The sequence below is a fragment of the Planomonospora algeriensis genome (assembly GCF_977012225.1).
The window spans coordinates 13644-37367 of record NZ_CDRNDK010000005.1 but is presented as its reverse complement, the minus strand read 5'-3'; the positions used below and the strand labels follow the sequence as shown (position 1 = coordinate 37367).

15 protein-coding genes are annotated in these 23724 nt (G+C 69.2%); 5 read left to right on the top strand and 10 right to left on the bottom strand.

The window, feature by feature from the left end; translation table 11 throughout:
* The first annotated feature begins 19 nt into the window (after positions 1-19).
* Complete coding sequence (locus ACWJ6R_RS01250; RefSeq protein WP_449060425.1) at positions 20-316, top strand: hypothetical protein; 297 nt, start codon at positions 20-22, stop codon at positions 314-316.
* A 90-nt stretch (positions 317-406) separates the two neighbouring features.
* Here the strand turns inward: ACWJ6R_RS01250 and ACWJ6R_RS01245 are convergent, their stop codons facing one another.
* From ACWJ6R_RS01245 to ACWJ6R_RS01230, 4 genes are read right to left on the bottom strand one after another with little or no spacing between them, the layout of a single operon-like run.
* Positions 407-859: a hypothetical protein gene (locus tag ACWJ6R_RS01245; RefSeq protein WP_449060424.1), complete on the bottom strand. Its 453-nt coding sequence runs from the start codon at positions 857-859 to the stop codon at positions 407-409.
* A complete protein-coding gene (locus ACWJ6R_RS01240) occupies positions 831-2054 on the bottom strand; it encodes an McrC family protein (protein ID WP_449060423.1) in 1224 nt (407 codons plus the stop codon). The genes ACWJ6R_RS01245 and ACWJ6R_RS01240 overlap by 29 nt, the downstream gene beginning before the upstream one ends.
* Positions 2051-3682 (bottom strand): McrB family protein, encoded by a 1632-nt coding sequence (locus ACWJ6R_RS01235; protein ID WP_449060422.1) that lies wholly within the window; start codon positions 3680-3682, stop codon positions 2051-2053. Before ACWJ6R_RS01235 ends, ACWJ6R_RS01240 begins: the two co-directional genes overlap by 4 nt.
* Positions 3582-4127, bottom strand: coding sequence for a hypothetical protein (locus ACWJ6R_RS01230; RefSeq protein WP_449060421.1), 546 nt, complete (start codon positions 4125-4127; stop codon positions 3582-3584). The genes ACWJ6R_RS01235 and ACWJ6R_RS01230 overlap by 101 nt, the downstream gene beginning before the upstream one ends.
* Before the next feature lie 135 nt (positions 4128-4262).
* Here ACWJ6R_RS01230 and darT point away from each other — a divergent pair, with 135 nt between their 5' ends.
* The 3 genes from darT (at position 4263) to ACWJ6R_RS01215 (ending at position 6551) form a co-directional block, all read left to right on the top strand.
* Positions 4263-4865: a type II toxin-antitoxin system toxin DNA ADP-ribosyl transferase DarT gene (gene darT / locus ACWJ6R_RS01225; RefSeq protein WP_449060420.1), complete on the top strand. Its 603-nt coding sequence runs from the start codon at positions 4263-4265 to the stop codon at positions 4863-4865.
* Between the two features lie 32 nt (positions 4866-4897).
* Complete coding sequence (gene darG, locus ACWJ6R_RS01220) at positions 4898-5989, top strand: type II toxin-antitoxin system antitoxin DNA ADP-ribosyl glycohydrolase DarG (protein WP_449060419.1); 1092 nt, start codon at positions 4898-4900, stop codon at positions 5987-5989.
* A 280-nt stretch (positions 5990-6269) separates the two neighbouring features.
* A complete protein-coding gene (locus ACWJ6R_RS01215; protein ID WP_449060418.1) occupies positions 6270-6551 on the top strand; it encodes a hypothetical protein in 282 nt (93 codons plus the stop codon).
* 163 nt (positions 6552-6714) lie between these two features.
* Here the strand turns inward: ACWJ6R_RS01215 and ACWJ6R_RS01210 are convergent, their stop codons facing one another.
* From ACWJ6R_RS01210 to ACWJ6R_RS01195, 4 genes are read right to left on the bottom strand one after another with little or no spacing between them, the layout of a single operon-like run.
* Positions 6715-7221 carry a hypothetical protein gene (locus tag ACWJ6R_RS01210; RefSeq protein ID WP_449060417.1) on the bottom strand — a complete coding sequence of 169 codons (507 nt, stop codon included), beginning with the start codon at positions 7219-7221 and terminating at the stop codon, positions 6715-6717.
* Positions 7222-7251: 30 nt separating this feature from the next.
* Positions 7252-11313 (bottom strand): Eco57I restriction-modification methylase domain-containing protein, encoded by a 4062-nt coding sequence (locus ACWJ6R_RS01205; RefSeq protein WP_449060416.1) that lies wholly within the window; start codon positions 11311-11313, stop codon positions 7252-7254.
* Positions 11313-14111, bottom strand: coding sequence for a helicase-related protein (locus ACWJ6R_RS01200; protein WP_449060415.1), 2799 nt, complete (start codon positions 14109-14111; stop codon positions 11313-11315). Before ACWJ6R_RS01200 ends, ACWJ6R_RS01205 begins: the two co-directional genes overlap by 1 nt.
* Positions 14111-19261, bottom strand: a complete 5151-nt coding sequence (locus ACWJ6R_RS01195) for a DEAD/DEAH box helicase (protein ID WP_449060414.1) — start codon at positions 19259-19261, stop codon at positions 14111-14113. The genes ACWJ6R_RS01200 and ACWJ6R_RS01195 overlap by 1 nt, the downstream gene beginning before the upstream one ends.
* 191 nt (positions 19262-19452) lie before the next feature.
* Between ACWJ6R_RS01195 and ACWJ6R_RS01190 the strand changes: the two genes are divergently transcribed.
* On the top strand, positions 19453-21555 hold the full coding sequence (locus tag ACWJ6R_RS01190) for a UvrD-helicase domain-containing protein (protein ID WP_449060413.1): 2103 nt from the start codon (positions 19453-19455) through the stop codon (positions 21553-21555).
* 115 nt (positions 21556-21670) lie between these two features.
* On the opposite strand, the gene ACWJ6R_RS01185 is transcribed toward ACWJ6R_RS01190, so the two are convergent.
* On the bottom strand, positions 21671-22603 hold the full coding sequence (locus ACWJ6R_RS01185; RefSeq protein ID WP_449060412.1) for an HNH endonuclease: 933 nt from the start codon (positions 22601-22603) through the stop codon (positions 21671-21673).
* 144 nt (positions 22604-22747) lie between these two features.
* The gene (locus ACWJ6R_RS01180; protein WP_449060411.1) at positions 22748-23587 is read right to left on the bottom strand and encodes an NBR1-Ig-like domain-containing protein; all 840 of its coding nucleotides are present in this window, start codon (positions 23585-23587) and stop codon (positions 22748-22750) included.
* Positions 23588-23724: the final 137 nt, after the last annotated feature.

Below are 23724 nucleotides of genomic sequence, written 5' to 3'. Positions count from 1 at the left end.
GACGACAGATCGGATCGCCATGGAACACGAACACGATGAGGTCCAGGCCCTCCCGGTTGGAGAGCCCACCGGCTCGGACGACGACCACCCCGAAAGGACCGTGGTCGCCGGCGAATGGGCGGGTGTGTTCTGCATCGAGGACTACCGGGTCTTCCAGAAGCACATCGCCTACATCGACGCCGTCCACGGTGCCCGCACCTACGGCGAGGCCCGTGCGGCCCACCCGGAGGAGGGCGAGGAGATCGTGGAGTATCTGCGCTCCAAGGGGTGGACGGTCATCACCGACGAACACACCATGCACGCCTACTGGGGCTGAGCTTCCGTTTCACGACCGATGACGACGGCGAACCCGTTCTCCAGTGGCGCCGTATCGGGAATCACTCGGTCTACGATCATTCCTGAGCCGTCATTCTCCGCGCCGGATGCTCGCGACGGCGCCCAACTCGCTCCGGAGCAGCCGCGCGTCCGCTTCGGTGACCTCCAGCAAGGGACGGCGGAGCCGGATCGACCACGCACCGTCCCGCTTGTCGGGGAACGTCTCCAGCCGGGGCACCAGCGCTACCAGCTCGACCCCGGTGAGGTACGGCGTCAGCGACTCGACCGTGAAGTCACGGCCCGCGATGGTGACCGGCTCGTCGTAGGCGGTGACACCCGCGGTGACCGTCGCCCGGCCGATCACGCGCGTGCGGTCCCGCGTCGGGTTGTGCCAGCAGCCCCGGGTGGTGAGAACGAACAACTCGTCGCCGACCTTGAGCCGGTCCACCTCGGTACGCCGGGTCGGCGGGAAGGCCATCCGCGACTGGCGCAGCACCCAGGCCACGGCCTCGCGCTCACCGAGGATCAGCAGGTACGAACTCACGATCGTCACCGTAGCGGACGATCGACCCGGCGAGTTCCCCGACCGCTTCGAGCAACTCGGCAGGCGGCAGTGTCAGATCGAGCGCGTACTGCACGATCCTGATCTCCGCACCGCGCACGACGTGCCGGTACGGTTCCGCGTCACCCTTGGCGTACACCAGGTGGCCGTGGCCCAGGCCGAGCACAGTGCAGTAAGCCAGCATCTGGTAGAGATCGCCATTGCGGCCGTCCGGTCCCGCTGAGATCTTGTACTTGCTGTCGACAACCGCGACGGGCCGTTCTGCCCCGTCCTGCCCGGTGGCGTACCGGACAAGGTCCGGCCGGAGCGGCACACGCCTGCCGTGGTCGAGGTGGTGGTGCCTGTCCTGGAGTTCGCTACGCCCGCCGTACGGCCTGAACGCCTCCGCCAGCGCCACGGTGACGAAGTCCTCGAAGACCCGCCACATCTCGACCAGGAGACCGTCGACCCGCACCGCGGTGCCGTCGTCCAGCTCGTAGGACGCGCCGTGCAGCACCAGTTCGGCCAGGCCGAGGGCCGTGTGGTAGCGCGCGTTCAGCCGTGTCGCCCGCCACTCCGGCAGGGGCCGTCCCCGCGTCAGCGCGGAGACCCCCGCGAGCCTGGCCATCACGTGCCGGAGGGTCTTGCGGGTCTCCCCCGCCAGGCCGGGGAGCCGGAGCAGCCGGGTCGCCGCGGCGAGCAGGAGCCGGTTCTCCGCGATGTCCACGGTGAACTCGTCGTAGCGGACCTCGACCGGGAGCGGCAGGCCGTACCGCCTGCGGATCTGGTCGGCCTCCCGGATCCGTCCCCGGACGACCGGCAGGGACTCCTCGACTTCCAGGTATCCCTGGAGAACACCTTGGCGCAACGCCCGGTCGGCCGCCCGGGCGTAGGCGTGCGCGAGCGCGGGGAGCAGGTCGGAGTGCTCGCCCGCGTCGGCCTCCTCCTGCCGCCACCCGCGCGGGCTGCGGGCGTACCCGAGGAGGAAGAACACCCGGTCAATGGGTGTCTTCGGGGTGATCCGGACCTCGACCCCGCCGATCACGGCGGCGCCCACGTATCCGTTGTCGCGGACCTTCCACAGGCCGGCGCGCGCCCCGGGAACCACCCGTACGGCTCGCGCCGCCGCGAGCGCCGCCGCCTGCTCCGGGAGAAGCTCGTACTCGACGGGAGGGCCTCCCTCGACGAGCACGATCACTCCGGCTCCAGCCCAAGGTGCCGCCGGAGTACGGCCAGCCCGTAGCGCTGCTCCACGTCCACGCCCTCGCCGTAGTGGTGCTCCTCCAGCAGGGGCAGGATCTGGGTCCGCCACACCCGCGTGAAGCCCCGCGCGTCGCGGTGGACGCCCGGGCGCATCAGATAGGAGGGGCCGATCTTGAAGTCCCGGTCCTCGATGCGGGCGTTGAGCTCGTCCAGCAGCCGAGCCGCGTCGTCCGGCAGCTCCGCATGCGCCAGCCAGCGGCGGAGCACGTCGGAGGTGGGTCTCTCCTCCGGATGCAGTTCCACGAAGGCGAACCGGCGCCGCATGGCCGCGTCCACCAGGGCGATGGAGCGGTCGGCGGTGTTCATCGTGCCCAGGATGATCAGGTTCTTGGGCAGGGTGAACGGCTGCCCGGTCTCCTCCGCGGAGGAGTACAGCAGGTCGATGGCCCGATCGCGGTACTCCAGCAGGAAGTAGAGCTCTCCGAAGATCTTCGCGAGGTTGCCCCGGTTGATCTCGTCGATGATCAGCACGAACGGCTCGTCCGGGCGGGTGCGCGCGGCGTCGACCAGGCGGAGCAGTGGCCCCGGCAGCGGTTTGAACGCCACTCCCTGCCCGTCCGTCGCCTGCACCGGCCGGAAGCCCTCGAAGAAGTCCTCGTAGGAGTAGGCCGGGTGGAACTGGACCAGTTTCACGTTCTCCGGCTTCCCGCCCGCGAGGTGCTGGGCGAGATGCTGGGCGATGTAGGTCTTCCCGGTGCCGGGCGGGCCGTAGAAGACCAGCTGGGGCCGGTCCCGCAGCAGCTCAACGCACTCCTGGAGCCAGTCCTCGTCGACGAGCAGTTCCCCGGCGAGCTCCGCCGTCGCGTCCGGGAGCGCGAACTCGCGTGCCGACGGGCGGACGGGCCGGGGTTCGATCAGCCGCTCCAGCTCCTCGGCGAACTCGGTGAGGTCGAGGACGTCGTGCTGGGTGGCGAGCCTGGCGGAGATCTCGTCGGGCAGGTCGTCAGCGAAGTCGAGCGGCGCGTCGGCGTTGAGCCACTCGACAGGCCGCTGCAGGTTGGCCCGGTTGTCGACGCTGGCGCGGAAGGCGGGCCCGCCGTGGAGGCGCCCGAGGTAGATCTTGCCGCCGTCGTTGCTCAGCACGAGGTCGTCCTCGCGCATCCGGGTCAGGAACGCGAAGAACTCCACGGTCTTCTTGAACCGGTCGTTGTAGGAGCCGTGGGCGTAGTCCTCGTCCACCGCCGCCTTGATCATCTCCTGGGGTGAGCCCGGAGGGAGTTCCCTCAGTTTGGAGGCGGGGAGGGAGCAGTAGCCGTCCGTCAGCCAGTCCGCTATCAGGCTGACGCCGTGCACGTTGGACCCTCGGACCAGCCAGGCCCTGCGGCGTCGCTCGTGCTCCTCTTCCGCGCCGGGATCGTCGACGAGCAACTGTGCGAGGTCCGCACCGGAGATCCGCCGTGCCGGCGGGGCCGTACCGAGCACGGTGTGCAGGCCGTCATCGTTGAGGAGCCGTATCCATTGCTCACGCAGTTCCTCGTCGGCGTGGGCGTCGTCCGGCAGGCCGCCGTCCGAGCCGAGGATCCGGTGCCACCCCTCGGGACGCTCGCCCTGGAGCCACCCCACCAGGCGCGGTCTCCAGTCCGGCTTGGGCGGCCAGATCCCCGGCCGCGGCCCAGTTCCCCTCGGGTACGGCCTCCACCAGCCGTTTGGCGGTCTCGAACCCCGGCTTGTTCCGCTCCCAGTAGCGGTAACCGGCCCTGCCCGCCTCGAAGAAGGATCCGTGATCCGGATGGCGGGTCAGCGCGGCCCGTCCCAGAGGCGTGAGGTACCAGCGGCCCTCGGTCTTCCTCAGCCAGCCGTTCTTCACCAGATCGACGCTGTACCACTGGAAGTTCTTCTCGGGCGACGTCGTCCCGGTCCCCGCCTCCCGCCACCGCTGTTCGAGATCCGGGAACCGCTCCTCTATGAGAGGCCACAGCTCTCTTCCCCGCATCCCCTCGGAATGCTCCGCCAGGATCCGCGCGCCCTCGAACATAGTGCTCGCGGTGATCTCCGTCCACGACGTCATCGTCACAGAGTGTCCTCACCCGATCTGGTCGTTTGCACGGCCGCGCCAGGCTACCGACTTCTCCTCGACGAGATCACGGGAATGGAACGACCGGATAGGGTGTCTCCCCGATGATGGACACTGAAGATCCATTGGTTGCTGCACTTCACACACATCGGCAACCTACGCGGGATCGTCGGCCCGGGACTGACCGCTGACAACAGGCGGCCGGGCCTGTCGGTCGAGTGCGGCGAACCGGGGATCAAGCAGCGTCGCCGGGAACAGGCCGTTCCCGTCGGCCCCGGCGGCGTGGTCGCCGACTACGTTCCCTTCTACTTCGCCGCTCGCTCTCCCATGCTCTACCGCATCCACAAAGGCGGCGTGAGCGGCTACCAGAGAGGCCAGAGCGAACTCGTCTACCTGGTCACCCGGCTCTCGCGGATCATCACCGCAGGTCTCGCCTGGGTCGCCACCGATCGCAACGCCGCGCTGGAAGCCCGGTTCGCTCAGCAGGTCCAAGACCTCCGCCATCACATCGACTGGGAAGTCATGAAGGCAGAGAACTGGGCGAACACCGAGGACGACGGTTCCCGCAAGCAGCGCCGCATGGCCGAACTCCTGGTCCACGGGACCGTGCCATGGACCGCCATCTCACATGTCTACGCATACGATGACTCAACGGTCGCTTCCGTCAGCGATCTTCTCGCCGGGCACGCGCACCGCCCTCACCTGGCTGTCAGACCTTGGTGGTATTTCTAGACCCGGCCTCGGCATCATCCCGCCGATCGGCCATGATGGACGGCGAGGGGAGGGCTGGCGCCTTGATCACGGAAACGAGCGGCAACCTGCTGAAGGACGACGCCCAGGCCTTGATCAACACCGTGAACACGGTGGGTGTCATGGGCAAGGGAATCGCTCTGCAGTTCAAACGGGCCTTCCCCGAAGTCTTCGCCGCGTATACCTCGGCCTGCACGGAAGGCCGGATCCAGCCCGGCCGCATCTTCCCGGTACGGCTCCGCGGAAGCGACCGCTGGGTGCTGAACTTCCCGACCAAACGCCACTGGCGGCAGCCCTCACGCATGGAGGACATCCGGACGGGACTCGACGATCTCGTGCGAGTCCTCACCGAGCTCGATCTCCGAAGCGTCGCCGTACCACCACTGGGCTGCGGCAACGGAGGCCTTCCATGGGCCGATGTGCGTCCGTTGATCCTCGAGAAACTCGGCGATCTCGATCTCGACATCCGCCTCTACTCTCCAGGCACCCCGGAACCCGGAGACATGCCGACCCGCACCCAACGCCCGGAGCTGACCCAGGTGCGCGCCCGGCTACTGGCCGCTCTGTCACGCTACATCACGCTCGCGTTCGAGGCCGGCGTGACGGAAGCACCTCGGCTCTCCCTGGTCGAAGCACACAAGATCGCCTATCTGCTTCAAGGAGCCGGACTAGATCTCGGATTGAGGTTCGTGCCGCACAAGTACGGGCCGTTCTCCGTCGGTCTCAATCGGGAGTTCGCGGGCTTGGAAGGCCACTACATCATTGGCTACGGCGACGGGACTGTGGGGGCTCGCACCGAACTGGAGATACTGCCCGAAGCAGCACGGGCAGCCGAAGCCCGGGTCAGCTCCGATGACGACTTCCGGCGGGCATGGGACCACGTCCGGCGGGCGGTGATCGGATACGAGTACCCCGAAGGGATGGAGCTCCTCACCACAGTTCACTTCCTGGCCGCCTCCCATCCCGGGCGTTCGCCCGATCCGGTGACACTGACCGACGAGATGGCGGCATGGAGCGACCGCAAACGGCACCTGTTCCGTTCCTCGGACGTCACCGCCGCCCTGACCCGCCTCAGCCGCGCCGAGTTGCTTCCCATCCCGTACTAGGGACTCGCCGGGCCAGTGAGGTCACGGTCCCTGCCGGTGCCCAGCTCGTCATAGCTGACGGCCTCCATGGCGACCACAACCGAAGTCCAGACGACACGATCCGTACGCACGTGGTGTACTGGACGAGGTCGGTCACAAGAGGTCCAGGGGACTTCTTCTCAGGGAGCCGGGATAGCCGACCTCAATCATGCCCCTCTCATGGTGCGAAGCCGGTTCCCGCATCGCATGTGCTCTTCTCGACTTGCATGTGTGGTTGTGCACGTTCAGGTAGCGTCGGGCCATGGCGAAGTTCCCGCAGGTCGAGCCGCTGGCCTCTGCCTGCCCTCAGCTCGGTGAGGCGATCGCCCGCATCAGCGAGCAGGCTCTCCAGGCCGAACCCGTCGTGATCGGCCACCGCGAGGCTGAGGCCGTCCTCATCAGCTTCGAGCTCTACGAGCGGCTCGCCGATCTCATCGACGAGATCCAGCTCGCTCCCCTGGTCCGGGAGCGGCTCGCCAGGACACCGGAGAGCCCGGACCTCACCCTTAAGGAGGTCGCCGGCTCCCTCAGCATCGGACCTTGAGGGGCCCTCCACACCCCGACCGGAGGCGGCCGCTGAGTCGCTCCGAGTGCCGGGCGTGTTCGACGGTCCGACCGAGGACGTGGGTGCCCGGTCCGAGGAGATCATCCGTCGCGAGACCGGCGCCGTTCGGCGCGGAGGCAGAGCGTAGGGCCGAGGTGGAGGGCTATCGAGACGGCTCCTCGACATCCTCCACCTTGACGACCTGGGTCCACTGCCGCAGCGCCATGATCACGGAGAGCGTGTCATTCGCGTCGAGCACGCGGGCACCGAGTGAGGACGCGACGACCTCGCCCTGACAGCGGGCTATCAGATCGACCGCTCTCGGAGAGCCCGAGACAACGCCGACCGTGGCCCTGGCCTCCGGCCTGGCGCGGCCGACCGTCACCGCGTACGCCACCCCGTCGATGTATCCGTGGACCGCGAGCATCTCCGGAAACTCGTCAGGCTCGTTTCCGTCGTCGTCTTCGTAGCTGACCACGGCGGGATCGAGCGGGATGACGCTGCGATATCCCCTGATGAACGCGAACGTCCGCGGATCAGGCTCCCCGTCCGGTCCCAGCTTGTACGGGCAGGAACTGATGGGCATGCCTCGCCGGGCGCAGAGCGCGCCGAGGCGTAACGCGGTGTCGAACGCGAGCCGCGACACCTGCTTGGGGGGCTTGCTGTCCAACCGTGCTCCTCGGATGGCGGACGCTGCGGTTCACCTGGCCGGGTGGCGGGGACCGTGGCCGGGGGGCGGGTCGAGCGGGGTCCGGTACGGCCGGCGGCCGTCGATGGCGTCCCGCATGGCGTCGTAGATCTCCAGGATCAGCCGCTTGGTGCGGTACTCGCCGTGCTTGGCCTCGTCCTTGCGCCTGACGATCGGGAATGTGTCCATGATGTAGTCCACGTCGTCCCGGGCGATGCCGTAGAGGTGGAAGAAGGCCGCGTCGAGCTCCGCCCGAAGCATCGCCCGCCGCGCCTCCTCCCATACGAAGGGCGCCCCCTTGTCACCCAGATCTCGGGCAAAGGACTCCATGTCATAGGTGGTGTAGGAGAGTTCCACCACTCGATCCTGAACCCAGTCGGCAAGCGCACCCTCGCCCCAAGGAGCAGGATTCTCTACCATGTCCGGGCTGACCACCGAAAGCTGCTGGTAGATGAAGAAGTTTAGATGTGTCCCACCGACCTTGAACCGAGCCGAGAAGTCCAGAGCCAAAGAAGCTAGACATGCCTGAAGAGATGCAATATAGCTAACGGGGATTTCTCCGACCACCATCAGAGGGAGCTGGTTACCGACGCCCGACTTCGGAAAAGCAGAAATGATCGTCGTGCGCTCGTCTGTGGCTCTCGCGATGTCTCGCCAACCCAGGAGCCACTCTCGGTCCCAACCCTTCTCATCGAGGCTCTCGTCGACTTCCTTCTCAGACACCCAGTAGCGCGGAAGGACAACAGCTTTGGGGTTCTGCTTCTCGGGGAGGGAGAGGTCGCGGGTGGAACCGTCGGGGTCGTAGGTGGCCCAGCGATGGTCATAGTGGTGGATCATCTTGGCCTCGTAGAGCGGGAGCAGGCGCTCGTTGCCCTTGGCGAGGACGTTGCCGTCGAGTTTCCAGCCGTCGGCGAGCATCTTCTCCAGGTTCTCGCCGTTCGCCTCACTGGGGCGGAAGAGCCGCGAGTCGTTCGACATGTGGAACATCGTCATGAACTTGACACCCCACGGGTTGCCGTCCTCGTCGCCTTCCTTGAGGAGGATCGGAACGCGGTGGTAGATGCCGAGGGTGATCTCGGCATCGCGGCGACTACGGAATACCGGGCAGGTTCCGGTGTTGGGGTTGAGCAGCGTGATCTCTTCGGGGGTCAGTGTGAACCGCTTGCCGTCGTTACCGAGCTGGTTGGCGTCGTGGAGGAAGAAGGCGAAGTCCGCACGGTCCACGCTGGTCTTGAGTCCGGCCAGGGTCAGCAGACTGAACTTCACGCGGCTATCCACCTGCGCGAAGATCTTCTCCCGGTTCTCGAAGTCGTAGAGCGAGGCCAGGGAACGCTTGACGACCAGGTCCTTGAAGAAGTGCTGCGTGGTCGCGTCCGTGGCGATACCGGTAGGGACGATGATGCCCAACCGCCCCTTCGGGTGCAGAACGGTCCGGTTGTTCTCCGAGAAGATGGCGTAGGTGTTCACATCGCCCCGCGCGGTCAGCGGGTAGCGTCCGGACATGCGCAGGAAGTGGCTCTCGCCCTCCGCCCGCCGCTTGGCATCGACGAACTCCTGGTGGAGTGCCCGGCCCTCCTCCGAGTTCGCCAGGGCCTTGATGAGCCGCTCCCGAGCGGCCTTGTTGCCGGCGGTGGCGATCGCCTCGTCACGGGCGGCGAAGAACTCCTTCTCCTGGAGCTTCACCTTCTCCCACGGCGGGTTGCCGAGGACGCAGGTGAAACCGCCCTTCCAGCCGGTGGCGGGGTCGATGTCGAGGCCGGAACCTGTACCGAAGACCTCGGGGAATTCCAGGTGCCAGTGGAAGAACCGGTACTGATCGGCCAGTTTCCGCAGTTCCGTGGCCTGGACGGGGGCCAGTGAACCACCACGGTCCAGTGCGCGCACGGTCGAGGTGGTGACGGCCTGGGGCGCGTCCGGGTGCTTGCGCCAGACGAACGCCGCGCACCAGGCGTCGGCGACCAGACGCTCTCGGGCCAGCTCCGGTGAGGTCTCGTACTCCTGGAACCGCCGCTCCTGCTCCCGCACATCGGCGACGGTGAGCACGGGCAGATCGGCGTAGGACCGTGCCTTCTCGGCGAGCTTCTCCGCGAGGCCGCTCACCTCAGTGTCGCCGAACAGCGCGTCCATCCCGGCGGTGCTCCGCCCGGAGCCGCGCCCGACCCTACCCGTGAGCTCCTGCTTGTTGACCTTCTTCAGCTCGGCGACCACGCCCTTGTCATCGCCTTCGATGACCTTGAACGCGCCCTCGGGCACGCCCTTGGCGATCAACGCCGGCGTGGCGCCGATCAGCGCGTTGCCGACCTTGATGTGCGCGTCCAGGAACGCCAGCGGCCTGCCGGGCTCCAGGGACTCGATCCAGAGCGAGACCTTGGCCAGCTCGGCGGCGAGCGGGTTGATGTCCACGCCGTAGATGCACTTTTCGACGACCTTCCGCATCGCCTTGCGCACCGCGGACGGGACCGGCTCGTCCTCGCCGGTGTCCAGGGCGGCGTAGCGCTTGGCGATTCGGCGGGCGGCGGCGATCAGGAAGTGGCCGGAGCCGCAGGCCGGGTCGCAGACGGTGATCTTCAGCAGGTCGTCGGCCACGCCGGACTTGGCGTGCTCGTCGATGACCGGGTCGAGCGCGGTGTCCAGCAGCGCCTCGACGAGCGAGCTGGGCGTGTAGTAGGACCCGGTGAGCTTGCGGTCGTTGCCGGAGACCTTCTCCCGCAGCTCGAACCTCGGCTGCCCGTCCGACATCGCGTACGGCACCAGCTCCAGCAGGGACTCGTAGATCGAGCCGAGTTCCTCCGCGCCGAGGTGCTGGAAGTCGACGTCACGGGGGCGGCCGTCCTTGGCTCGGACGGTGGACATCCTGCGGACCGCGGTCAGCAGCGCCTCGTTGGGCAGGTCGCACTGCAGGAGCTGGTCGGGGCAGGGCTCGTCGGTGAGGGTCTGCGGGGCTCCCGCCGTACGGAAGAACAGGCCACCGAGGCCGGGCAGGGCGAGTTCGGGCAGGCCGTCGTCGGCGCCGAGCCCCTTGATGACCATGACCATGGTCTTCCACAGGTCCCCGTGCCGGTCGCCGGCGCGGCGGACGGCCAGGCGGCGCAGGCGGCAGCTGGAGAACCAGGTGGCGTAGCGGTCCTTGGCGGCCTGCGGGGCGTCCGGGACGAGGAGCGCGCCGCGGTCCTCCGCGACGAAGACGAAGATGAGCTGGTAGGCGAGGCGGAGCAGCTCGTGGTGGAAGTCCTCGCGGGTGAGCTTTCCGGAGCTGAGCTGCTCGCGGAGCTCGGGGTTGGCGACGAGGAAGCCGGTGCCGAGCGCCTCCAGGGCCTCCTTGACGCCGTCGCGCATCTGGTCGCGGGCTTTCAGGCCGGTCTCGGCGGCGAAGGCCCGCCACTTCTCCAGCCAGCAGTCGGCGCAGGTGGCCGTGCCCTCCTCGGGCGCGAGCAGCTCGAAGCGGGAGGCGTGCAGCACCGTGTAGAGCAGCGCGAACTCCGAGTAGAGCTCACCGTCGAAGATGGCTTCGAGGTCGAACTCGACGTAAGCGGAGCCGACGAGCGCGGTCGAGTCGCGCAGGACGCGCAGCCGCCGCCCGTTGGAGAGCACGCCCCACAGGTGGTCGTCGGAGAGGTTGAGGAACTCCTGCAGCATCGACTGCGGGGCCCGCTTGGAGACGCCGGGGGCGCTCCGGTCGAGGTCGGTGTGCCAGCCGAGCAGGTGCATCGGCACGCTGTTCCACAGGTGGGAGACAGGGAAGTCTTTGCCCCCCGCGGGCAGGCTGCCAGGGTTGAACGGGACCCGACCGAAGCCCAGCTCGTTCAGGAGGATGCGAAGCCACCGCTCGCGGGTGAGCGTGGTGGCGGCGTCGCCCTCGGGGAGGGTGGCCAGCTTGTCGCGGAAGGTGCGGTAGGCGCCGAGGAGGTAGTCCCAGCGGCGGCTGGCGGCGTCGCCGAGGCGCTCGGCCACAGCGAGGTGGTAGTCCTCGGGCCGCATGCCGGGCAGGTCGCGGTCGGCGGCGGCGATCCGGGAGAGCACGTCCTGCGGGAGGAGACCGCCCTGGACATCGACGGCGAGGTAGGCGTTCTTCATCAGGCACCACCGGCGGGGAGGTAGACGTAGAGGCCGAGCACGTCGGCGGGGTGGTTGGCGGTCACCTTCAGTCCGCGCGTGCCGGCGCCGGCGGCGCCGCGCACCCGCTGGTGCGACTGGAGGAGCCGGTCGGCGAGGACCTCGCCGCGCGCCTCGATCTCCTCGGTGATTTCGGGGAGCTCGTTGACGGCCCGGTTGGCGGCGTTTTTCACGAGCTCGCGGAGGACGTTCTCCGGCTTGGCGGCCAGGATCTGCTCGACCTCGGCGTCGGTGAGCCACTCGCGTCCGGCGGCGCCGCCCCGGTAGCCGAGGATCTGCGCGTCCTCGGCGATGAGGGTGCGCGTCCCGTCGCGGCCGGGCAGCGTCACGTGGAAGCGGTAGCGGATCAGGAGCAGGACCGTGCGGGTGGTGACCGCGCCGGTGCGGACGACGCCGCAGCGCCGGGCGGGGCCCTCGGCGTCGAGGGCGGAGTCCAGCACGGTGCGGGCGAGGCCACGGACCATGGGGTCGGTGCGGACGAGGGCGTGCGCGTCCGGCGGGACGGGGATGTCCGGATGGAAGCTGAGCGTCTGGGCCGTGCCGTCGAAGCCGAGGCCGAGCGCGTGCCGTACGGAGATCGGGAGCTGCCGGGTGTCGGCGTGGAAGCCGTCCGGGCGGGCGTCGATGATCGCACCGAATCCGGACAGGGCCTCTCGGGCGAAGCGGGCCACGTCGGCGGAGCCGCCGAGGGCGGCGCGGATCTCGGCGACCTCCCGCTGGACCTCCTCCAGCTTGATGCCGGAGTGAGCGTACTTGGTGAGGGCCTTCGACTCGCGGTCGGCGGCGCTCTCCCATTCCCGGTGTATCTGGTCGCGGGTCCTGGCCACGCCGAAGTCCAGACCGAGCTGGTCGGGGTCGCCGTCCCGGATCAGCAGGCCCTCGACGAGCGCCTGGATGATGTCGTCGCCGCCGGTGGGGACGGAGATGGCGACCCCGGTCTGCTTGGCGATCGTGCGGTGCTTGCGGATGAGGACGTTCAGGATGATGCCGTCGATGTGGTTGTCGAGGCCGTAGAGGGTCACAGCGCGCACGAGAGGGCTGCGCTGGCCGAACCGGTCGACGCGGCCCTCCCGCTGCTCGTGGCGGGTGGGGTTCCAGGCGAGGTCGTAGTGGATGACGGCCTGGAAGTGCTCCTGGAGGTTGACGCCCTCCGAGAGGCAGTCGGTGGCGACGAGCACGTGCGGGCCGGGCTCTGCGGTCAGCCGCCCGATGGCCTCCTGGCGGGCGTCCGGAGGGAGCTGGCCGGTCACAGAGCCGACGTTCACCTTCTTGAGCTCTGTTCTCAGGTGCTCGGCGACGTACTCGGCGGTGGGGATGAACCGGCAGAAGACGATGGGGTTGTAGCCCTCGGCGAGGGACTTCTTGACCTCGTCGATCAGGAGCGCCAGCTTGGCGTCCGCCTTCTTGCCCTCGGTCTCGATCGCTCTGAAATCCGCGGCCATGCGCTTCAGGCGCGCGCTGTCGGCGGGCGCCTCGTCATCGCCGGTGCGGGCTCCGGGGGCGGCGTCATCGCCTTCGAGGTTCTCGGCGTCGACGCGGTCGAGGAGGCCGGAGCCGAGGCTGTCGGCCTCCTGCCCGGTCTCGGCGGCGGCGGTGGCCGAGCGGGCCTCAAGGGTGGCGGCGGCGGCGCGGGGCGAGGAGGCGACCGAGCGGAGGAGCGCGAGCGCCGACCACCAGGAGACCCGCTGCTGCAGGCCGGTACCCGGCTTACGGACGGTCTCGCGGGCGTACTCGAGGACCTCGCGGGTGAGCTTGGCGTACTGACCGGCCAGGGCGTAGGAGACGTCCAGGACCTTGCGGTCCTTCGGGAAGGGCGTCTCCTCGTCGAGGTAGCGGCGGATGTCGCGGCGGCGGCGCTGCACGAAGTGCCGGGCGAGCTGCTCGCGGCCTTTGACGCTCTCCAGGTCGACGGTGGCCAGCTCGGGGTCGAGCAGGCCGATGAGGTCGCGGAAGGCATCCTCCTTGCCGCTGTGCGGGGTGGCGGTGACCAGGAGCATGTGCCGCTCGGGGTCGGCGGCGAGCTCCTGCAGGAGGCGGTAGCGGAGCTGGTTCTGCTTGCTGTCCGAGCCGGCCGACACGCAGGTGTGGGCCTCGTCCACGATGACCAGGTCGGGGCAGGTCCGCACGAACTGCTGGTAGCGGCGGTCGGACTTGATGAAGTCGGTGGAAACGACGGTGACCGGGTGCCGCTCGAAGATCGACTCGTCGAGGCGGAGGTCGCGCTCCAGCCGGGCGACGGTGGAGCGCAGCACGAGCGTGGCGTCGATGGCGAACTTGTCGCGCAGCTCGGCCACCCACTGCTCAGCGAGGGCGGGCGAGCAGAGCACGGTCAGTCCGGTGGCCTCGCCGCGCTCCAGCAGTTCCTTGGCGATCAGGCCGGACTCGACGGTCTTGCCGATGCCGACGTCGTCGCCGATGAGCAGGCGGACCGTGTCCATGCGCATCGCCAGCAGCAGCGGGACGAACTGGTATTGGCGGGGGGTCACGGCGATCGACGCCAGCGACCGGAACGGTCCCGCGCCGGAGGTGAAGCCGGTGCGCAGCGCCGTACGGAGCATGCCGGCGGCGACGCTGTCGCCGACCTCGTCCGGGCGCGGCGGCGGGAAGCTCGCGTGGCTGACCTCGTCGGGGAAGAGGCATGCCTCGAAGTCGGTGTCGCCGTTGAGCGGGCGGACGAGGAGGAAGCCGTCGGCGCTGCCGGACTGGACGACCCACTCGCGGCCCCGGGCCGCGACGAGGGATCCGGCGGTGTAGCTCATCAGTTCCCCCTGCCGGTGCCGAAGATGCTCGGGTGGTTGCACACGATCTCGTCCCAGGTGTCGTCGTGGCGGAAGCGGATCACGAGCCAGCCCAGGTCCATGAGCCGGTCCTCCGCCTCCATGTCGCGTTCGTTCACATTAGTCGCGTCATGATGAGGTCCATCAACAAAGATTGCGACATTTCCTGCTTTCAGGCGGTAGACGAAGTCGGGCCTCGCCCGGGCGTCGGAGAGGACCTCCTGGGCACCGTCCGGCAGGCGGTAGTCGCCCGCGCGCAGGAAGTCGAGGAACTTCCGCTCCAGACTGCTCTCGGAGGAGTCCTTGAGGGCGTTCATGTGCTCCTCGGCGGTGCGGTGCCCGCCCGCCGGGACGGTCTCGGAGGCCGCCAGGCGGCGCAGGATATCCACCGCGCTGTGCCGGTCGATCCGCTCGTGCCAGAACTGGTTGCCGTAGGCGAGCAGGCAGTCGTAGCAGCCGCGCTCGCAGCGCTCACGTGCCCCGGGCGCGTGCTCGCGGTCCTCGCCCGTCTCCGGGTCGATGTGGATGATCTCCAATGCCCTGAGCGCGACCCGGCGCAGCGCGCCGGGCTCGTCGTGGAGCCTACGGAGCACGCCGGCCCCGCCCTCGGCGCTCTCGATGAAGAGCATCCGGGCGCGGTCCTGCGAGTCGGGCAGAGTCTCACTGGTGAGCTCGGCGTCCTCCAACTGGAACTCGGCCTCGATGCCGCGCTCCAGCGCGAAGCGCAGGGTGGTGGCGGTGGTCTCCGAGACCCGCTCGGCGAGGCGGATCACGCAGATGTTCTTGCGGTCCTCGACGTAGGGGACGACCTTCATCACCCGCTGGGCGTCCTCCTGCGAGGCCAGCCCCTCCTCCTCCGGGCTGCGCTCGGAGGCCCTGCTCTCGCTGAGCCAGCGCCCGCGCACCGGGTCGAGCCAGTAGCCGACGTCGTTGCGGTTGCGGCGGCCCCGGTTGCCCCGGTTGATGACCCGCACGGTCGCGGTGTCGCCGTAGACCAGCTCGGCCAGCGGCTCGTCCGCCGCCTGGATCTGCGCGTTGAGCCGTCCGGAGCGACTGCCGTGCGTGCTGAAGCGGTAGCTGATGGCCAGCTCGAACCCGGCGCGGCGGCGCTCTTCCTCGTCGGAGGAGATGCGCTGGCGGCGGACCGTCTGCACGGTCTGCAGGTGCATGAGACCGGAGAGCGAGCCGCCCAGCTCCGCGTCGCACTCCTGGCAGTTGTCCACGCCGGCCTCGCGGTCGTGCCAGTAGCCGCACTGACCGCAGATCCGCGCCTCCCGGGTGGCGATCTCGCCGGACCCCTCGGACGGGACCTGGATGCTGGAGACCTGGTAGCGCTGGCCCTCGTGGTAGATCAGCGCGCCCGGCCCGAACTCGTTGATCGCGATGAAGCGGGGCCGCTGCACGTAGGCGCCGCGCTGCCTGCGGCCCGGGATGTAGGCGGCCAGCGGCAGGCGGGGGAACGAGTAGCCGGGGAGGAAGCCCTCCGAGGCGAAGTAGCGGTAGGTGTAGAAGTCGCTGAACTGCTGCTCGCTGTCCTCGTTCTTGAGCAGCTTGAGCTGGTTCTCGGCCTGCAGGCGGCGCTGCTGGGCCCGCTGCCTGGCCTGCGGCGTGGACGCGGGGTCCAGCACCCGGCGGTTCTGCTCCTCCTGCTCGGCGAGGGCGTTGCGGTAGAGGTCGCGCCAGCGGTCGCAGGCGGCGTCGAACCGCTCGGCCGCGTTCCGGACCCGTTCCTCGACCCACTCGTCGTACCACCAGGCGCTCTCAGCGAGCCGGTCGGCGATGTCGACGAGCGCCGCCCTGGCCCGCGGTACGGCGCGGCGGCGCGCGCCCTCGTCCTCGAGCTGAGTCCGCAGATATCCGTGGAGCGGCAGACCCTGCTGGGAGACGTCGATGACTTCGGTCATCCTGCTGTGCAGGTGCACGCCGGTCTCGGCCAGCCAGACGGCGTGCACGTGGGAGCGGACCAGGTCCTCGTTGGTGAGGTCCAGCCGGGGCGGCTGCACGCTGCCGGCGACCATCAGCTCCGAGCGGCGGAAGTAGTACTGGTCGTGCGAGCTGCCGGTGGAGCAGTAAGTGGTGATGAGGGCGGGCTGCCCGCTCCGGCCGGCCCGGCCCGAGCGCTGGGCGTAGTTGGCGGGCGTGGGCGGGACGTTGCGCATCGCCACGGAGTTGAGCGTGGCGATGTCGACGCCCAGTTCCATTGTCGGCGAGCAGTACAGCAGCGGCAGCTTCCCGCTGCGGAACCGCTCCTCGCGCTCCTGCCGCTCCTCGGCCCGTACCTGCGCCGTGTGCTCCAGAGCGTGGATGCCGACGAGATCCTTGGCCACCTGCTGGTACAGATCCTTGAAGAACCCGCTCACCCGGGTGCCGACCTCCGGATCGACGGTCTTGCGGAGCGGGTCGGGCGCTCCGGTCCTGCCGTCCCCGGCCCGCCAGACCAGCTCCGACGAGCGGAGCCGATAGCCCTTGGCGCCGTCGCGGTCCTCCTCGACCTCGACGAGGAGGCCGTACTTCTCCATGGCCCAGAGCAGGTCGATGATGATCTGCTGGGCGTCGTCGACACCGAGCTTCTCGCGGTGGTGCGGGAAGGCGTCGCTGCGGCGCAGGTAGCGGCCGAGCGCGGAGCGGCCGGTGAAGTTGATCCGGTCGCGACTCTGACCGGGGCGGCCGGGACGGGCGACGATGACCCGGGCGGTGTCCCGGTTGCCGCCCTCGGCGAGTGCCCACGCGCCGGTGAGGTTCTGGTCGGACTGCTTGACGATCCGCTCGTATCCCTCGGGGGTGAGGACGTCCACGTCCACGGCGAGGGCCCGGCGCATCTCGTCGAGCACGATCCGCATGATCTCGGCGCGGTGGGCGGGAGCGTCATCGCGCAGGGCCGGGTGTGTGCGATCCCAATATTCGGTGTCGGCGGCGATGTCGTCGAGCGCCACGTAGTCGAACCGGAGCAGGCCGGTCTGCTCCAGGTTGGGCATGGTGATGCGCCAGCCGCGCTCCAGGTCCAGGTAGATCAGGTAGGACAGCACCGAGCGGAGCGCCTTGAGCACGGCCTCCTTCTGACCGTGCTTCACGCCGGGGTTCTGGGCGAAGGCCGCGAGAGGGAGATCGAGCGCCCTCGCGACACGCTGCGCCACGTCGTCGTGGCGCAGTCCCTCGTCCCCGGCGGCCAGCGCGGCCTGATAGAGCGCTCCGCGGAGCTGGGTGACCTGGACGAAGTCGTTGAGGTGGCCCGCCTGCAGACTGGCGTCCTGCCGGTTGTCGACGAAGGTCAGCAGCTTGCGGGCCTCACCGCTCAGGTCCTCTTGTTTCCGGAGGTTCCGCACGATGCTGGAGCTGATGACCGAGACCGCGGAGCTGCGGCCCTCGGTGGCGAAGGTCGCCAGCTTGGCGAAGTCGCTGCCCCGGGTCTGCTCGTAGGCGACGCGGCAGCGTAGGCAGAACCTGAAGGGCTCGCGGAAGTACCAGGCACGCTGGCCCTGGCCGTGCTCGGTCTCGCTGCCCCCGACGCCGAGCCACACCTCCCTGGGCAGGTGGTCGGCGAGATTCGGGCGCACCTGCATGCCGCCGTCAGCCGACGGCTCCAGCCACGAGTCGGGCAGCCTGCCGTTCTCGACGGGGTCGGCGGGCCAGGGATGGTCGGAGCTGACGTAGAGGTAGCCGTTGACCGCGTCACCGCCCGCCACGTCGGCCTCCTGGCGGGCCGCGTAGCGGCCGTCCTTCCTCTTGGAGACGACCAGGTACTCCTGACCGCACTCGCGGCAGAAGGCCAGCGGGAGCAGGATCTTCTCCCGCTCTCCCGGCACGCTCACCTGGTACTGGCTGGTGATGTGGCGCTCGGCCTCGCTCTCGAGGCTGACGTAGACGGTGTCGCCCTTGGAGAGGAACTGGTGGAGGCGGAAGGCGAACAGCGGCCGGCCCGTCTCCGGGTGCCGGGCGTGGGAGGCCTCCTGCAGGAGCGTCTCGATGGCCTTCGCGCAGTCCGCCGGGGGACGGCCGGTGAGCGAGGCCAGGTCGTCGGCGGCCGCAGCCACCTTGGTTGGGCGGCGGCGGACCAGCCGGCCGGTGCCCTTCTCCGCGGTCAGACCGAACTCCGACTCGATCCAGCTCGCCAGCGGGTCCGCGGCCAGCTCGGCGTAGGAGCGGCCCGACCCGGCCCGGTCCATGCTCGCGGCGAGCCGTACGGGGTCCGGATCCTGGTCGGCGGTGGCCCGGACGAGGGTCTCCCCGATCACCCGGCCGGGGGTGACCTCCGTGCCGAACAGCCGTGTGGCGACCCCGGCGACGACCTGCTGCGCCTCGGCGAAGGTCTCAGTCGTGGCCATGGTCGCCGAGGTCCCGACGCACTGCATGTCCGGGGCGTCGCACGCGTCCCGGAGCCGCCGGACGAGCAGGGCGACATCGGCGCCCTGGCGCCCCCGGTAGGTGTGGAGCTCGTCCAGGACGAGGAAGCGCAGGCCCCGGGCCGCGCCGATCAGGTGCTTGCGCTCGTCGGGACGGGTGAGCAGGTACTCCAGCATCACGTAGTTGGTGAGCAGGATGTCCGGCTTGCGGTCGAGGATGCGGGCGCGCTGCTCCTCGCTCTCCTGGCCCGTGTAGCGGGCGAAGGTGACCGGTCGGGCGTTCTTGGGCAGGCCCCACTCAAGGAAGCGCTCGAGTTCGTGCAGCTGGCTGTTGGCCAGGGCGTTCATCGGGTAGACGACGATCGCCTTGACCCGGCCGGGGTCCGGGTCGCGCAGCACCGAGTCGACGATCGGGATCATGTAGGTGAGGCTCTTGCCGGAGCCGGTCCCGGTGGTGAGGACGTAGCTGCGGCCGTCGTGGGCGGCCTCCACGGCCTCGCGCTGGTGGCGGTGGAGCGTGATGGGCCGGTCGCCAGGGTCGTCGGCGTCGTCCTTGATGCGGAACAGCCGCTCGCACCCCGGATGCAGCAGGCCCTCCCCGGCCAGCTCGGAGATCGTCCCTCCGCCGGCGAAGCTGGGGTTGAGGGAGACCCACGGGTGCGGCCAGCGGACCCGGGCCTGGCGGTCGTCCTCCAGATGCTCGGCGATCCGCTTGTCGCGGACATGGACGAGCGAGGTCGTGAAGGCGTCGTAGTCAGCCACGAGTTGCTCGTGGACCTCGAAGACGTCCATGTCACCGCTCCCTTTCTCGGGGTGTCCGGGAGTCACCTACACGGCGCGGCCGCCATGTCGCTTGTATGTTTGCGGACGCACTCTAATCACACATAACCATCATATGGAACGTTACAGGACTGATTAATGTGAACTGACCTCACCACATGTATGCTCACGCTGACGACGGCAGAAGCCCGAGGAGGCAAGGGATGGCGAGGCTCGGCGTCTACCGGGAGTTCTTCCGCGACTTTCTCAAACTGGAGAAATCGGTCCAGGAGCAGGTCATGGAGGTTTTCCCCAAGTTTGAGGAGGCCACCTATGCCGGGCTGCACCTCGAACCGGTGAAGAACGCCTACGACGCCCGCATGCACACCATCCGGATCACGGACTTCTGGCGGGGGGTGGTGCTCGCCCCGGAGAAGGGTGACCTCTACGTCCTGCTCAACGTGCTCCAGCACGACAAGGCCTACGAGTGGGCCAAGCGGCGCCGCGTGACGGTGAACATGGCGACCGGCATCATCGAACTGCGCGACATGGTGACCCTGGAGGAGCAGGTCGCGGCGGCCGCCCCCCTGCCCGAGGTCGCCGCTCCCCTGTTCGCCCCGGTCAACGACGCCGACATGGAGCGGCTCGGCGTCGACGCCCAGGTGCTCGCGCTGGCCCGCACGTTCACCAGTGACGACCAGCTCGACAAGGCACAGGCGTTCTTCCCCAAGCAGCAGTACGACGTGCTCGTGGGCCTCGCCTCCGGCATGACCGTGGACGAGGTCTGGGCGAGCCTGCCTGCCCCCGCTGAGAAGACCGCGCAGATCGACCCCGAGGACGTCGCCGCCGCCGTCGAGCGCTCCCCCGAGCAGGTGCTGCTGGTCGACGGCCCGGCTGAGCTCATGGAGGCCTTCGCCCAGCCGTTCGCCCTCTGGCTCATCTATCTGCACAAGTCGCAGCAGAACGCCGCCTACGGCTCCTTCAGCGGACCGGCCCGTGTGACGGGCGGCCCCGGCACCGGGAAGACCGTCGTGGCCCTGCACCGCGCCAAGCACCTCGCCGCTCGGTGCGACAAGGACAAGTCTGTCCTCTTGACGACCTTCATCCGGACGCTGCCCTCCACCATGGAGGACGCGCTGCGCTCCCTCACCGACGACCAGGCGGTCCTCGACCGGATCGAGGTCCGCCACATCGACGGCGTGGCCTACCGGCTCGTCACGGGCGGGACCGGGAACCTCGCCGTACTCCGGCCGCAGGACGAGAAGCAGCGGTGGACCAAGGTGGTCCGCACGCTGGGTCTCCCGTCGCGATTCAACGAGGCGTTCCTCACCCACGAGTGGCGGCAGGTGATCCTCAGCCAGGGCATCGGCTCGCTGGAGGAGTACCAGCAGGCTCCCCGCCCGGGACGCGGCAGGGCGCTGGGCCACCTCCAGCGGGCGCAGGTCTGGGACGCCATCACGGCCTTCACCGACAGCCTGCGAGCCGACAAGGTGTGGACGTACGAGACAATCTGCCTGGAGGCGACGCGCCTGCTCGAGGAGGGGGCGCGCATGCCGTATCGGCACGTGATCGTGGACGAGGCCCAGGACCTGAGTCCCTGGCACTGGCGGCTCCTGCGCGCTGCGGCCGTTCGGGGCCGGGACGATCTGTTCCTGGCCGGCGACACCCACCAGAGGGTCTACGACTACCGCGTCTCGCTGAAGAAGCTCGGCATCGACATCACCGGCCGGTCCGCCCGGCTTAAGATCAACTACCGGACAACGGCAGAGATCCTCCGCTGGAGCCTCAAACTGCTCCGCAGTGAGCGGATCGACGACATGAACGGCGACGTCGACACCCTCACCGGCTACCGCTCGGACGTGCACGGTGCCGAGCCGCACCTCGCAGGCTCCACCACCCAGCAGGCGGAGCTGGACGCACTGGTCAAAACCGTGCGGGGATGGCTCGACCAGGGGGTCGCCCCCGGCCAGATCGGGGTGGCCGCCCGCTCCAACATGTTCGCAGACCAGGCCGTCGCCAAGCTCAGAGCCGTCGGTGTCCCCGCCACGTCACTCGCCAAGGAGCACAACGACGCGGAGGTGGGCGTGGGAACCATGCACAGGATGAAGGGCATGGAGTTCCGCTGTGTCGCAGTCATCGGCCTCAGCGAGCACGCCATGCCGCCCGCGTCCGCCATTACCCCCGCCGACGAAGATCTGATCGCTCACCACCATGACCTACAGCGGGAGCGGTGCCTTCTCTTCGTTGCCTGCACTCGCGCCCGCGAGGAGCTCTCCCTCTCCTGGCACGGCAACCCGAGCCCCTTCCTGCCCGTGCTTCCATTCTGACCGCACGCGGGAAAGCAGCCAGCCGATCATCGTCTATAGCGCGCGGCCGTCGTATTCCCTCGCCTGGTGAACGACCGTCACGGACGCGGCAGGGCCCGGATACGTCCGGTCACGCTCAGGAGGCGAGGAAGACCTCGTCGAGGTGCCATTCCAGGACCTCGGCGGCGGGCCGGTCGCGGCGCTGGTGCGGGAGGGCGATCTGCGTTCCCGCCCGCCGGTAGAACTCCTCGCCGTTGCCAAACTCCTCCCGCAGCCGGGGGCTGACCCGGAGCCGGTACTTCGGGTCCACCGCCAGGTAACCGCGGTCGAACAGGGTGTGCACGTCCGAGCGGAGCAGCAGCCCGTTGTCCAGGCGGTGCTGGCCTCCGGCGGCGACGGGACGGATGTGGGCCGCCTCCAGGACCGGCCGGATCTTGTCCCCGGTGACGGCGCAGCGCCGCTCGTAGGCCTGCAGGACGACGGCCTGGAACGCCCGCTGGCCGAGCCGCCGGGGAGCCAGCCGCGGATCGCCGTAGACCGGGCCGTCGAGGTGCCACGGCTCCGACAGGTCGACCTCCACACCGATGCCCATGCGGTCGAGCAGACCGTGGAAGTAAGCCGCTTCGGGGTGGACCGCCAGATCGTAGCCCTTGCCCTGGACGATGTTGGAGGCGAAGTCCGGCGGCGTTCCCGCGTCGGCTCCCTCGGGGAAGAAGCAGACGTCACGGACGATGACGCAGCCGATCACCGGATCGTCGCCGGGCCCCATCGGCTCGCTGCGGTAGCGGCCGACGCGCCTGCGCAGCTCCGCCAGACTCGCCGCGCCGTTGCCCTCGCCGAAGAACTCCCACGCCTCCGAGACCCGGAGCTGGGCGAAGCCGCTGTAGAAGCCGCCGCCGACCACGCGGTTGTGCGGATAGTGGCTCTTGAAGAAGAACGGCTCGCCGTGGCTGAGGACCTTGAACCCCCGAGCGCTCGACGGACGCCAGAAGTTGACCTCGCTCACCCCGGGACGGGCGGCCAGGAAGCGGTACCACTCGGCATCGGTCACGCCGACATATGCCTTCACACCAGTGATTGTGCATCCTCGAAGATCGCCCACGCCAGGTGATCCCGAACCTCACGCAGATGTCCTGTCAGCAGCAGGCGGCCACCGGCCGAGGAAGAGCCCCGCCCGGATCCGCCGGGCCCGTCCTGCGGTGGTGGTCCCGCGTCATTTCACGCTGACGTCAAGGAAGATCGGTTTCTTCCCGGCGAACAGCGGAGTCCCGTCCGCACTGGTCATCTTCCAGAAGATCTTGCATCGGGCCGGGCGGTCGGCGGCGCGGACGCGCACCGCGATCTCGACGGCCTCACCCGGATCGGTCGGCTCGATCTCGACCCGCTCGGGAGCACGGCACGGAGCGGTGTTGATCCGGGTAAGGTACCGCCCCTGCCAGGGAATCGCTCCGGCGTTGCGGATCCGCCACACCTTGGTGAAGGGTCTCCCCCTGCGCACCTCGGTCCCGTCCGGATACGTGACGTCCCCCTCGAAGATCGAGTCGTCGCGCGACTCCGCCGTCCATGCCGGCGGCTCGTGCGATGCGGCGCTCTCCCCCGCGTTCTCGCCGTCGAGCGGCGAGAACAGGATGACCAGCGCGCCGGCGCCGCCCGCGAGAACGGCGGACAGCAGGCTCAGGACGGCCGACCTGCCCATGCGGAACGGTCGTGCGTCCGGAGCGGGCCCGTTCCCTACAGGCCCGTCTCCCACCGGCCCGTTCCCCGACGGCCCGTCCTCCGTCGTGGAGGAACCCGGCAGGCTCTCGGCCCTGGCCTGCTCCCAGTACGCCCGCCACTCCCGCTCGGTCTCCCGCTCCTCCTGCCCCAGGAGGTCGACCGCGAGGACCCGGACGAACTCCCACGTCGTCTCCCAGCTCGGGAGTGTCCGCCCCTGGGCGGCGGCCGCCAGCGACGACTTCGAGGCCGCCGCCCCCAGGCGGGAGGACATCTCCGCGAAGGACGGGTCGCCCGCTCTCTCCTTGAGCTCCCAGAGCCGGTGCGCGAGCAGCGCCACCGGGCCGGACTCCGGATCGGGCCGAGCGGGCCTCCGTCCCCGCCGCGCCCCCGGCTTCTCCCGGAGCGAATCCGGTGACCTGCGCACGTCCGGTGACTCCGGCATCCCCCACCCGTTCTGGTCGACGCCGCACTGCA